The sequence below is a fragment of the Arthrobacter sp. CMU6 genome, assembly GCF_059090205.1.
Map to the genome: position 1 here is coordinate 35,648 of NZ_JBNHFL010000036.1, position 11,072 is coordinate 46,719.

General features: G+C 67.5%; 12 protein-coding genes and 1 pseudogene. 3 read left to right on the top strand and 10 right to left on the bottom strand.

Translation table 11 applies throughout. The features are described 5' to 3' along the window. Positions 1 to 16: 16 nt before the first annotated feature. On the bottom strand, positions 17 to 475 hold the full coding sequence (locus AC5RWD_RS20375) for a CHAD domain-containing protein (protein ID WP_494021753.1): 459 nt from the start codon (positions 473 to 475) through the stop codon (positions 17 to 19). A 227-nt stretch (positions 476 to 702) separates the two neighbouring features. Between AC5RWD_RS20375 and AC5RWD_RS20380 the strand changes: the two genes are divergently transcribed. Beyond that, complete coding sequence (locus AC5RWD_RS20380) at positions 703 to 1,323, top strand: dihydrofolate reductase family protein (RefSeq protein ID WP_494021754.1); 621 nt, start codon at positions 703 to 705, stop codon at positions 1,321 to 1,323. Positions 1,324 to 1,355: 32 nt separating this feature from the next. On the opposite strand, the gene AC5RWD_RS20385 is transcribed toward AC5RWD_RS20380, so the two are convergent. Further along, positions 1,356 to 2,669: an aspartate aminotransferase family protein gene (locus AC5RWD_RS20385; protein ID WP_494021755.1), complete on the bottom strand. Its 1,314-nt coding sequence runs from the start codon at positions 2,667 to 2,669 to the stop codon at positions 1,356 to 1,358. Between the two features lie 240 nt (positions 2,670 to 2,909). On the opposite strand from AC5RWD_RS20385, the gene AC5RWD_RS20390 reads away from it, so the two are divergent. Further along, on the top strand, positions 2,910 to 3,545 hold the full coding sequence (locus AC5RWD_RS20390; protein WP_494021756.1) for a dihydrofolate reductase family protein: 636 nt from the start codon (positions 2,910 to 2,912) through the stop codon (positions 3,543 to 3,545). A 129-nt stretch (positions 3,546 to 3,674) separates the two neighbouring features. Next, the gene (locus AC5RWD_RS20395; protein ID WP_494021757.1) at positions 3,675 to 3,959 is read left to right on the top strand and encodes a DUF1876 domain-containing protein; all 285 of its coding nucleotides are present in this window, start codon (positions 3,675 to 3,677) and stop codon (positions 3,957 to 3,959) included. 76 nt (positions 3,960 to 4,035) lie between these two features. Here AC5RWD_RS20395 and AC5RWD_RS20400 read toward each other — a convergent pair whose 3' ends face one another. The 8 genes and pseudogenes from AC5RWD_RS20400 to AC5RWD_RS20435 all read right to left on the bottom strand — a co-directional run. Continuing rightward, complete coding sequence (locus AC5RWD_RS20400; RefSeq protein WP_494021758.1) at positions 4,036 to 4,794, bottom strand: MerR family transcriptional regulator; 759 nt, start codon at positions 4,792 to 4,794, stop codon at positions 4,036 to 4,038. A gap of 181 nt (positions 4,795 to 4,975) precedes the next feature. After that, positions 4,976 to 6,082 carry a cytochrome P450 family protein gene (locus AC5RWD_RS20405; RefSeq protein WP_494021759.1) on the bottom strand — a complete coding sequence of 369 codons (1,107 nt, stop codon included), beginning with the start codon at positions 6,080 to 6,082 and terminating at the stop codon, positions 4,976 to 4,978. 80 nt (positions 6,083 to 6,162) lie between these two features. After that, positions 6,163 to 6,837, bottom strand: a complete 675-nt coding sequence (gene bioD, locus AC5RWD_RS20410; RefSeq protein WP_494021760.1) for a dethiobiotin synthase — start codon at positions 6,835 to 6,837, stop codon at positions 6,163 to 6,165. After that, entirely contained in the window at positions 6,834 to 7,991 is a 1,158-nt protein-coding gene (locus tag AC5RWD_RS20415; RefSeq protein WP_494021765.1) for an 8-amino-7-oxononanoate synthase, read from the bottom strand. Before AC5RWD_RS20415 ends, bioD begins: the two co-directional genes overlap by 4 nt. Before the next feature lie 8 nt (positions 7,992 to 7,999). After that, positions 8,000 to 9,433 carry an adenosylmethionine--8-amino-7-oxononanoate transaminase gene (locus AC5RWD_RS20420; protein WP_494021761.1) on the bottom strand — a complete coding sequence of 478 codons (1,434 nt, stop codon included), beginning with the start codon at positions 9,431 to 9,433 and terminating at the stop codon, positions 8,000 to 8,002. After that, positions 9,403 to 9,621: a biotin synthase auxiliary protein BsaP gene (gene bsaP / locus AC5RWD_RS20425; RefSeq protein ID WP_494021762.1), complete on the bottom strand. Its 219-nt coding sequence runs from the start codon at positions 9,619 to 9,621 to the stop codon at positions 9,403 to 9,405. Before bsaP ends, AC5RWD_RS20420 begins: the two co-directional genes overlap by 31 nt. Further along, entirely contained in the window at positions 9,621 to 10,667 is a 1,047-nt protein-coding gene (gene bioB, locus AC5RWD_RS20430) for a biotin synthase BioB (RefSeq protein WP_494021763.1), read from the bottom strand. Before bioB ends, bsaP begins: the two co-directional genes overlap by 1 nt. Positions 10,668 to 10,857: 190 nt before the next feature. After that, positions 10,858 to 11,072 (bottom strand): annotated as a pseudogene (locus AC5RWD_RS20435) (aldehyde dehydrogenase family protein); the annotation flags it as partial.

Sequence of the window (11,072 nt, forward strand, 5' to 3'; positions counted from 1 at the left end):
TTTGCCGGACGTGACGTCACCCCCAGTAGAGGTGCCTGCGCCGTGGCTGCTTGAGCGGAGGAGCGGAACAGAAGTGCTGGAGGTCGGCAATAAGCCGGAAGTACCGGTCTGATTCGAGGGCGGCGAGTGCTCTGCCGTAAGCCGTCTCGTACGCCGTTCCCTGGACAGTGCGCGGATGTTGGAGGTTTCCTTGGCTCTTTTCGCGCTCAGGTGTGGAATGGCAGAGCGGAGCCAGGGACTCGATGAGCCATGTCAGTTCTGCCCGAAGCGCATCCACCGCAGTCCGGTTGAACAGCTTGCGGTCCCCGAGCGCGGACCATACCCGGTCCGCGGCGGCACTCATGGCATTTGAGGCGTCCTGTACTCCGGACCGCACGCCGGGGTCGTAACAGAGAAGCGCTGCAACCTGGTCGAAAAGGAAGGATGGCGCGACCGGCTCGGCTTGGTAGTGGGCTTTCTCCAGAGCTTTCAGCATTTTTTGTCCCGACTGTCCCGATACCCGGGCCAGAAGAAGGCCCAGTCGATTGCATCGCCTTCGACATCTTCCATGGTCACCCGCCGACCTGAGACACGCATGAGAAGCCCGTGAGGGTCTTCTCACAGGGGCTTTGCCACTGGACACCGTCCCGTGGCTGTCTATGCTGATGCTTGCAAGCAAGCTCACCGCGAGGCGATGGAAGTCGCCATGAGGAGGGTAGAGCAATGACTGAAGGTATGGGCAGGGTAGTCTGCGACATCACCGTCACGGCCGACGGATATTCGGCCGGGCTCAACCAGACCGAGCAGCGCCCGTTCGGCGACGACGGCGGCGACGGCTCCGGCGACGGGCTGCACGCCTGGATGTTCAAGACTCCCGACGAGAACCGGGCGGAGATCGACCAGATCGTGGCCGCCAAAGCATTCATCATGGGGCGCAACATGTTCGGCCCTGTGCGTGGTGAGTGGGATCGGCAGTGGAACGGGTGGTGGGGCGACGATCCGCCCTTCCACCATCCCGTCTTCGTGCTCACGCACCACGCCCGCGAACCGCAGCCGATGGACGGCGGCACCACGTTCCACTTCGTCACCGACGGCATCGAGTCGGCGCTGGCACAGGCCCGTGCTGTGGCCGGTGAGGGCGATGTCGCGATCGGGGGCGGCGCGACAACCATCAACCAGTACCTGGCCGCCGGCCTGATCGACGAGCTGCGCGTGCACATCGCGCCGCTCACGTTCGGCGCCGGCACCCGGCTGTTCGAGGGCGTCCCGCCGCTGAAGCTCGAGCAGGTAAAGTCACGGGCGGCGACACTCGTAACGCACGTCACCTACCGCGTGCTGTCCTGATCCGGCCGGGCCGACGACTGCTGAATCCAGTCTCAGCTCAGGTACTCGTCGGCCACAGAGAGTGCCTCGTCCAGGATGGCCAGGCCTGCGGCCGCATCCGAGTCGGTTACGTTCAGCGGTGGAGCGACATTGACACGGTTGCCCTGAATCAGCGGCAAAAGCCCCCGGTTCACGCATGCCCTGGCGACGGCGAGCATCGGCGCGTTGTCAGCGCCCGTGGCTCCTGCAGGCACGAGCGGCTCTTTCGTCTGCCGGTTGCGGACCAGTTCCAGGGCCCAGAGGCCACCGATGCCCCGCACATCCCCGACGGACTGGTGCTTCTCAGCAAGCACCCTCAGGGCTGGCCCCAGGACGTCTGTGCCAAGGCGGGCAGCTGCCGCTGCGGTGGCTTCCTCGTGCATCGCGTTGATGGCGCCGACGGCTGCCGCGCAGGCAAGAGGATGGCCGCTGTACGTCATGCCCGCCGGGTAGGGGCGTTTGGTGAACGTCCCGTAGATGGCATCGCAGATGAGGACGCCGCCCAGCGGAACGTACCCGGAGTTGACGCCTTTCGCAAACGCCATCAGGTCGGGTGACACACCCGCGTGGTCCACACCAAACCAGGCCCCCGTACGGCAAAAGCCCACCATCACCTCATCGGCGATGTACACGATGCCGTGGCGGTCGCACAGCTCGCGAACCCCGCGCAGGTAGCCCGGTGGCGGCACGATGACCCCCGAGCTGCCGATGACTGATTCCAGGACCAGGCCGGCGATAGTCGAGGGACCTTCCAGGAGGATCACCTGCTCGAGATGGGTCAGGGCCCGCTCAGATTCCTCCTCCGGGGTCTTTGATCCGAAGGCCGAACGGTACAGGAAAGGACCAAAGAAGTGTACGGCGCCCGCTGCGCCCACGTCCGAGGCCCACCGGCGCGGATCACCGGTGAGGTGGATGGATGTGGTGGTTGAGCCATGATAGGAGCGGTAGGCGGCGAGCACCTTGGGCCGTCCCGTGTGAAGGCGCGCCATCCGCACCGCATGCTCGATGGCCTCGGTCCCGCCGGTGGTGAACAGCACGTGGCCGAGGTGCTCCGGTGCGACCTCTACTATCAGCCGGGCGGCTTCGCCCCGTACATCGGAGGCGTTGCCGGGTGCGAGGGTGCACAGCCGGTCAGCCTGCTCCTTGATGGCAGCCACAATGCGGGGATGCTGGTGGCCGAGGTTGGTGAACACCAGCTGCGAGCTGAAGTCCAGGTATCGCCTCCCGTCGCCGTCGAAGACGTGGCTCCCTGAGCCGCCGACCAACGTGGGCACCTCGCGCGGCCCCTGCACAGCCCAGGGGTGGAAGACCAGATCGTCGAGATTCATGACATCCTCCGTTGCTTAGGTGCCGGACGGTTCACTCCACTGCTTCACAGTGGCACCTTCCCGCAGCAGTTTCCAGAGCACTTTCCTCCGGCCCGGGTGCGGCGCGTCGCCCGGCCCTTTAGCACCGCCAGGAAGTCGACGGGCCGGCCCTTGAGCGGCCGCGCGCTCCATGGATAGCATTGCCGGCACGGGCGCAGCGTCCCGGGGGCCACCGACGTCGATCAGATCCAGGAGACGGCCATGGGTGAAATCACTGGAGAAACATCATCAGCGGATCTGATGGTCGACCTCATCATCTCGCTGGACGGGTATGCCTCCGCCGAGGGGTGGCCCGGCTGGTGGGGGCTGGAGGGGCCGGAATACCTGGCCTGGCTCGAGGAGGAAGGGAAGAAGAATTACACCTTCCTCATGGGGGCGAACACCTACCGGGTGATGTCCAGCATGTCAGGGGAGGCGGCGGCCGGGGATTCGGGATTCTCCAAGGATGAAGGAGCCGCCCTGACCGGCCTCGACGCCGTGCCCAAGGTGGTCTTCTCCTCCACCCTGCAGCCACCCCTGGCCTGGCCAAACTCGGAGCTGGTGGCCGGGGACGCCGTCGAGGCGGTGCGTGAGATGAAACGGACCGGAACCAGGCCCTTGAGCACGCTCGGCAGCCTCAGCCTCTGCCGGTCCCTGCTGACCGCCGGCCTCGTGGACCGGTTCCGCCTGGTCGTCTTCCCGGTGATCACGGGACGCACCGGGCGGGAACGGATCTACGACGGCTATCCGGAGGTGTCGCTCGAAATGGTGGACAGCCGGACCTTCGACGGCCGGCTCCAGCTGCTGGAATACATCCCCACCGTGCTCGACGGGCCGCCAGGCAGCGGTTCCGGCTGAGTCAACTGGGCATCTTGGGGCCGGGTTGTCGTGCCGGCCCGCTGTACGACAAGGGCGCTCTAAGCTCCGGCTGCAGGGAAGTTTTGGACCCTTGACGGCTTGCCTCGGTCTGGGCATCGTGGAAGTTGGATGGAGGAGGCGACCACCATGCAAGAGAAAAGCTGGTCGGTGAATATCGTTGTTGACGAACATGAGGGACAGACACGGGCCACGGCACGACTGGAAGTCGAGAAGCGGCCTGAACTGGTAGGGACCGGAATGGCCCGGTTGAACCCCGCGGACTCCGATGTCCCCGAGATCGGGGATGAGCTGGCAACCGCCCGTGCGTTGGCGGACCTGGCGCACCAGCTAATCGAGGTCACCGCAGCCGACATAGAGAAAACCACCAAAGCGCCGGCGCATTTGCGCGCCTGACCCTGCTGAGGCCGGTCAAGGCAGCAAAAAGCCCGGCCGGGAAATCCCGGCCGGGCTTTGCAGTGTGCGTGAGGTGCTAGAGGTTCGCTTCGGCGTAGATGCGCAGCGCGTCGCGAACGAAAGCGGCTCCGGATTCGCCGCCGTAGTTTGCGCTGAACCGCGGATCCGCGACGTACATCTCACCAAGGCCCAAGACGTAGCCCTTGATATCACCGTCCGGCGCCGCCGCGGGTGTGCCGGGGATGCCGCGGAGCCATTCCACCTGCCGCCGTGCAAGGTCCTGGGCCTCGGCGCTGTCTGCTGCCATACCCGAGCCCGCTGCGGCGACCCAGTCGCTGCCGAGCTGCTGTGAGCGCTGTTTCCAGGCCGCCTTTTGCCCGGCATCCATTCCCCGCCACCAGGCGTCGCTGCTGGCATAGGCCTCCTTGCCCCAGCGCTCCTCCACCTCATCCTTGTAACGGGTGTGGTCAAATCCGTTGAACATGTTTTCTGCCATAAGTTCTCCACCTCCTTTCACCGCGTCAATCGTTCGCTGGACCGACGCGATCTGCCGGTTCAGCCTTTCCTGCTCTTGCCGGAGCCACTGCAGGTGGCCGCTCAGGGCTTTGGTCGCGTCCGATTCGTTGCCCAACACGTCGGCGATTGCTGGCAGGCCCAGGCCCAGCTCACGGAGCAACAGGATCCGCTGAAGCTGGATCAGTGCCGCTTGATCGTAGTGCCGGTAGCCATTGTGGGCAATCCGGCTCGGCCTCAGCAGGCCGATGTCGTCATAGTGCCGCAGGGTGCGGCTTGTGGTCCCGGCGATCCTGGCGATCTGCTGGATCGACCAGTCCATGCGCTCCTCCTTTCCTGCCGCCTTTGATCCGATGTTCCGACTCTAAAGGTTGACGTTGCGGCAACGTCAAGGACCGGACCGGGATAGGGCTGGGCCGGGATAAGGCAGCAGGCTGGCCGGAGCCTGCTGGGCCTTGGCTTCACCGTTTCGTCCTTCTAGCCCCCGCCCTTTTCGCCTCCGGTCAGCCGGGCAGCTTCGTCACGCTGACGGTCCGGGGTGCCTGGAAGGACAGGAGCCGGATCCAGTCCGGTTCATGGTCCTGCAATCGGATCCCGGGCAGCGCCGCCGCGGCTTCCTGGACGATGACGGCGGCCTCCAGTTCGGCGAGCTTGGCCCCGAGGCAGCGGTGGATGCCTGAACCAAAAACGAGGCCGGTTGAGAATCCCCCGCCGGCACGTGCCCGCGGGTACGGGCTTCCCGGTGCGTCGCCTGCCGTGATCTGGTTGCCGGACAGCTCAAGGAGTATCTCCGTACCGGCCGGGATCCGGTCGCCGCCGAGGTCCGTGGTGTGGGCTGCCACGCGGCGCCAGGTGGGGACAGATGACTCGGTGGCGAGCACATGCCGGACAACGGACCGGGCGCCGGCTTCCGAGGCCGCCTCCGTCCAGCTTGCCGGCGCGGCACCATCCAGCAGCCGGAACAGCGTGGTGCTGATCAGCTGGGTGGTGGTTTCCTGGCCGGCGATCAGCAGGAAGTAGCCAAGCGAGCTCATCTCGGTCCTCGAGAGGCCGTGTTCGGCCAGCGACTTGAACAGGTTGCGTCCCGGAGCAGCCACGGATTCGGCCACGAGCCGGCGCAGCCAGACATAGAACTCGGCGGCGCTGCGGGCCAGGTCGAGCTGCCGGTCCCCGTCCGGCCAGCCCCAGAACAGCTCCATGGAGTCAAGGCCCCAGCGTTTGAGCTCGGGAAGATCCCGGACCGGCAGCCCGAGGAGTTCGAACATGATGACCGCCGGGGGAAATGCCGCGACGGTCTGCACGAGGTCCGCGTGGCCGGACCGGGCGAGCCGGTCCGCGGTGTCTCCCGCCGCTTCCCGGGCCAGTTCCCGGATGCGCGGCTCCATGGCGGCGACGGTGGCGGGCGTGAAAAATCCTGCCACGACCTTCCGGATGCCACCGTGCGTGCCGGTGTCGTTGCTGGCCAGAACCGGCGGCAACGCAAAGCCCACGCGCTGCAGCACGCGCAAGGCCGGTCCCTCCAGCGGGGTTACAGCCTCCAGCGCATTCGCCGGACTGAAATCCGCGGGGCGGTGCAGGACCTCCCGGACCGATTCTGGGTCCCGGACCACGAGATAAGGACACCCGGACCTGACGGGGACTTCCGCCCGAGCCACCGTTGCCGCGGACCCTGCTGTGGCAGTCGCCGCCATCATGCCGGTACCCCGTTCAGCCAAGCGGCTGCGCCGGCACGGAAGTCGGCCGGGGACAGTTCGGCGGCCTGGCCGGGAAGGGCGCCCAGGAGCGGCACCGGCAGCGTCCCGAGAACCTGCCGGTTGCTGTGGTGCACGGCGTCTGGCCTGGCTGGCCAGCTTCCGAGCACGACGCCGAGCACGTCCAGTCCGCGCGTGGACAGCGCCTCCAGGGTCAGGGCGGTGTGGTTCAGCGTGCCAAGCCCGGGCCGCGCGACCACCACGAATGCCGCCGCCAGCAGGGATCCCAGGTCCGCCAGGGTGCCGCCGCCGGAATCCAGCTCCACGAGGAGGCCGCCGGCGCCCTCCACCAGGACGTGGTCGTGGGTTGTGCTGAGTTCACGGATCCGGTCTGCATGCGCAGCCAGCGGGGGCAGTGGCGTCCCATCGAGGGCCGCGGCCGCGACGGGCGCCATGGGTTCCTGCAGGACGACTCCGGCCTCAGCTGCGACGCCGGCGAGCCGGATGATTTCGGCCGCATCGGAATCGCCGTCGGCGGCACCCGACTGGCACGGCTTGTACACCGCCACGCTGCGTCCCGTTCCGTGCAGGACCGCGGCGAGGGCCGCCGTCGTGATGGTTTTGCCGACGCCGGTGTCCGTTCCGGTGACCAGAACGACGGGGGACAGATTCATGGAAGTTCCTCCAAAATGCCGCGCAGCACTGCGCAGCTGTCTGCGATTTCTTCGGGCGTGAGCGTGGCGCGGGCGGTGAGCCGCAGCCGGGGGATCCCGTCCGGAACGGACGGCGGGCGGAAGCAACCGACCCGGACGCCGGCACGGCGCGCGGACTCGGCGGCAGACAGGGCTGATTCCGCGGACGGCATCGGGATGGACTGGACTGCCCCGGCTGGCGGGTCGATGGCAGCGCCGCGGGCCGCGAGGACTGGGGCAAGTCCGGCGGCCAGTGCGGCCGCGTTCGCGTGGACGGAGTACGCCCGCCACGGTTCCTGCCTGATGATCCGTGCCGCGGTGAGGGCCGCTGCGGCGGATGCGGGCGCCAATCCGGTGTCGAAAATGAAGCTGCGGGCCCGGTTGAGGAGGTGTTCCCGCAGCAGTGCGGATCCCAGGACGGCTCCGCCCTGGCTGCCCAGCGCCTTGGACAGCGTGCCTGTCACGATCACGTTGGGATGGCCGGCGAGGGCGGTCCCGGCCACAGCGCCGCGGCCCTGAAAACTTCCGAAACCGGCGACGCCGATGCTGTGGGCCTCGTCAATGAGCAGCACGGCATCATGCTGTTCGGCCACGGCCAGCAGGTCGGCGAGCGGCGCCCCGTCGCCGAGGACGCTGTAGACGGATTCGACGGCGATAAGCGCCCGCGGCTCCCAGCGCCCGGCCAGCAGCCGGCCGGCTTCCGCCGCGCTGTTGTGCGCGAAGGATTCGGTGCGGGACCGGCTGAGCCGGAAGCCGTCGATCAAGGAGGCATGGCAGTGCTCGTCAGCGATGATCAGGGTCCCCGGACCACCCAGCGCCGTGGTAACCCCGATGTTGGCCAGATAGCCGGAGGAGAAGACGAGCGCAGCTTCCATCCCGGCCAGCGTGGCCAGTTCCCGCTCGAGGTCCAGATGCAGCTGGGTGGTGCCGGCCACCAGCCGCGATGACGTGGCGCCGGCGCCCCACCGCGACGCGGCCTCCGCTGCCGCCCCGGCAACCCTCGGGTCCGTTGCAAGGCCCAGGTAGTCGTTGCTGGCCAGGTCGATGAACCGTTCGTGCCCGGTCCGGGGAACGGGCCGGCGGACCTGGCCCCGGCGTTCCCGGACCGCTGCCTGCCTCTCGAGCCACTGGGTCATCGAGCTACTCATGACACGCTTCCTGAGCAGGCCGGTAAGCGTTCAGCGACCCCTGCTTCAGGGCGTCCGGCTTCAGAGACCCCGGCTTCATGGACCTCGGCAACGGCCGCGGCCATCCCCGTCGTGATGCGCTCGATGTCCGCCGCCGTGCTGATGTACGGCGGCATGGTGTAGACAAGGTTCCGGAACGGGCGGACCCAGACGCCGTGCCGGATGGCTGCCGCAGTGACTGCGGGAACGTCGACGGCGTCGTGCAGCTCGATCACCCCGACGGCGCCGATGGTGCGTACCTCTCGGACGGCCCCCAGTTCCATGGCAGGTGCCAGCCCGGCCGCCAGGCCGGTGCCGATCCTTCCGACGTTGGCCCGCCAGGTCCCGGTTCCGATGATGCCGAGGCTGGCGTTGGCCACGGCGCAGGCCAGCGGGTTGCCCATGAAGGTGGGGCCGTGCAGCAGGGCACCGGCCCGGCCGGCGGAAACAATCGCGGCCACCTCAGCAGAGCAAAGCATCGCAGCCAGGGTCAGGTACCCGCCGGTCAGTGCCTTGCCCACGCACATGATGTCCGGCACAACACCGGCATGGTCGGCCGCGAACAGCTCGCCGGTGCGGCCAAAGCCGGTGGCAATCTCGTCGAAGATGAGCAGCAGTCCGGTCCGGTCCGCCACCTGCCGGAGTACTGCCAGGCATTCGGGCGGATACGCGTGCATGCCGCCGGCGCCCTGAAGCACCGGCTCGACGATGACCGCCGCCAGTTCCGCCGAATGCAGCGCCGCGAGCACGGCTACTTCGGCTGCCCAGGCCTGCACGGCTTCCGGTGTCGCGGAAGAAGCCGCCGGAGGCCGGGGCGCAAACACGTTGCCGGCGAGCAGTCCGGGGAAAGCCGAATGCATGCCGTCCACGGGATCGCAGACCCCCATGGCCGCGAACGTGTCGCCGTGGTAGCCGCCGCGGACGCTGAGGAACCTTTGCCGCTCCGGATGGCCGGCCGCCGTCTGGAACTGCACCGCCAACTTCAGTGCAACCTCCACGGCAACGGAGCCCGAGTCCGCGAGGAACAGCCGCTCCAGTCCCGGCCGTCCCGGGGCAGCCGGGGCCATGTCCACCAGCCGCTCGGCCAGTTCCACCGCCGGGGCGTGTGTGAGCCCGCCGAACATCACGTGGCTGAACTTTCCCACCTGTGTGGTGGCAGCCGCATCCAGTGCCGGGTGCCGGTAGCCGTGGATGGCCGACCACCACGAGGACATCGCATCGATGACCTCGTGGCGGGTGCCGTCTTCGCCGCGGAGCCGCAGCCGCACGCCGTCGGCTGCCTCCACTTCCCACAGCGGAAGGTCCGGGGAAGCGGGCGCGTAAGGGTGCCACAAGCGTGCGCGGTCCCGTTGGATCAGCTCCGTCTGGTCCGAAGCCGGCGTCACGGGACCAGCACCCCGTGACGTGAGCATTCAGCGGACCATCCCAGCGGTGTGACCTGCACTTTCATCCGGCGCCGGCAGGCCGTGCAGTAGCGCGGCGGTTCCATTGTCAGGCGTTCGCCGCACTTCCGGTGAGCGGACGACGGCGGTCCGTAGCCGCCGTCGTACGGCTCACCGCAGTGCCCGCAAAAGGTGTCGGTGGTTGAGCGGCAGGGCATCACAGCGTCTTCTGGAGCTCTTTGATCGGCATGTTCAGCTCGACCAGCAGGTTCAGGTCCGCCGTCGCCGGACGCCCCAAGGTGGTGAGGTAATTGCCGACGATCACGGCGTTGATGCCGCCGAGGAGGCCTTCCCGGGTGCCGAGGTCCCCGAGTGTCAGTTCCCGCCCACCGGCATAGCGCAGTACGGTGCGGGGCATGGCGAGGCGGAACGCGGCGATGGCACGGAGGGCATCCTTGCCGTCCATGATCCCCTGGTTTTCGAGCGGGGTGCCGGGGCGCGGGTTGAGGAAGTTGAGCGGGACCTCGTGGGGTTCCAAGGCGGCGAGCTGGGCGGCGAGTTCGGCGCGCTGTTCCAGGGTTTCGCTCATGCCGATCAGGGCGCCGCAGCACAGTTCCATGCCTGCTGCTTTGACCATGTTGCAGGTATCGAGGCGTTCCTCATAGCTGTGCGTCGTGACGACTTCGGGGAAGTAGCTGCGGGCTGTTTCCAGGTTGTGGTTGTAGCGGTGCACGCCCCATTCGGCGAGCTGGTCCACCTGGAGCTGGGTGAGCATCCCGAGCGAGCAGGCGATGTTGATGTCGACTTCCTCGTTGATGCGGTCTATCGCGAACTTGATCTGGTTCATGAGCTTGATGTCGGGGCCGCGGACGGCGGCAACGATGCAGAACTCGGTGGCTCCGGTGGCCGCGGTCTCCTTAGCGGCCTTCACCAGTTCGGGGATGTCGAGCCAGACTCCGCGGACGGGGGAGTCGAACAGGCCGGACTGGCTGCAGAAGTGGCAGTCCTCCGGGCAGCCGCCGGTTTTGATGGAGATGATGCCCTCCACCTCGACGTCCTCGCCGCAGTGCCGAAGCCGGACTTCGTGGGCGAGCTGCAGGGCTGCGGGAAGCGCCTCATCCGGAAGGCGAAGAACATCCTCGAGCTGCTCCTGGGTAAGCCCGATGCCGTCCTCGAGAACCTGCCGGCGGGCGGCCTCCAGGATGGGGAAGGTGCCCGGGATCGCGTGGCTTGTGGCTTCGCTCGCGTTTGCCTGAATCGTCATTGATGGGTCCTTTGCGTGTGGTGGCTATTTCTCCGAACTGACGCTAATTCCCCATCGGGGGCAAGATTTTGTGGGATCCCAACAACCAGACCGCCGGGACATTAGCCGGGTCCCTACCCGGTCCGCGGGCCGAACAGCAGGGGCCGCCGTCGCGGTTGCGGCGGCGGCCCTTGTTGTTGTGGTGGTTTGGTTAGCCGTTGATGATTTGGGGGATGCCGAGGTGTTTGAGGCCTTCGACGCCGAATTCGAGGCCGTAGCCGGATTGTTTGGCGCCGCCGAAGGGGATGCGGGGTCTACGGCGCCGTGTTTGTTGATCCAGACGGTGCCGGCCTGGATGCGGTTGGCCACCTCGCGGGCGGCGGGGAGGTTGGGGGACCAGACGGAGGCGCCGAGTCCGACGTCGAG

Excerpts from the sequence above, each read along its gene's own strand:
- bsaP (WP_494021762.1), bottom strand. The coding sequence starts at position 9,621 with ATGCCCTGCCGCTCAACCACCGACACCTTTTGCGGGCACTGCGGTGAG.
- AC5RWD_RS20375 (WP_494021753.1), bottom strand. The coding sequence starts at position 475 with ATGCTGAAAGCTCTGGAGAAAGCCCACTACCAAGCCGAGCCGGTCGCG.
- bioD (WP_494021760.1), bottom strand. The coding sequence starts at position 6,837 with ATGAATCTGTCCCCCGTCGTTCTGGTCACCGGAACGGACACCGGCGTC.
- AC5RWD_RS20380 (WP_494021754.1), top strand. The coding sequence starts at position 703 with ATGACTGAAGGTATGGGCAGGGTAGTCTGCGACATCACCGTCACGGCC.
- AC5RWD_RS20400 (WP_494021758.1), bottom strand. The coding sequence starts at position 4,794 with ATGGACTGGTCGATCCAGCAGATCGCCAGGATCGCCGGGACCACAAGC.
- AC5RWD_RS20415 (WP_494021765.1), bottom strand. The coding sequence starts at position 7,991 with ATGACCCAGTGGCTCGAGAGGCAGGCAGCGGTCCGGGAACGCCGGGGC.
- bioB (WP_494021763.1), bottom strand. The coding sequence starts at position 10,667 with ATGACGATTCAGGCAAACGCGAGCGAAGCCACAAGCCACGCGATCCCG.
- AC5RWD_RS20395 (WP_494021757.1), top strand. The coding sequence starts at position 3,675 with ATGGAGGAGGCGACCACCATGCAAGAGAAAAGCTGGTCGGTGAATATC.
- AC5RWD_RS20390 (WP_494021756.1), top strand. The coding sequence starts at position 2,910 with ATGGGTGAAATCACTGGAGAAACATCATCAGCGGATCTGATGGTCGAC.
- AC5RWD_RS20385 (WP_494021755.1), bottom strand. The coding sequence starts at position 2,669 with ATGAATCTCGACGATCTGGTCTTCCACCCCTGGGCTGTGCAGGGGCCG.
- AC5RWD_RS20420 (WP_494021761.1), bottom strand. The coding sequence starts at position 9,433 with ATGCTCACGTCACGGGGTGCTGGTCCCGTGACGCCGGCTTCGGACCAG.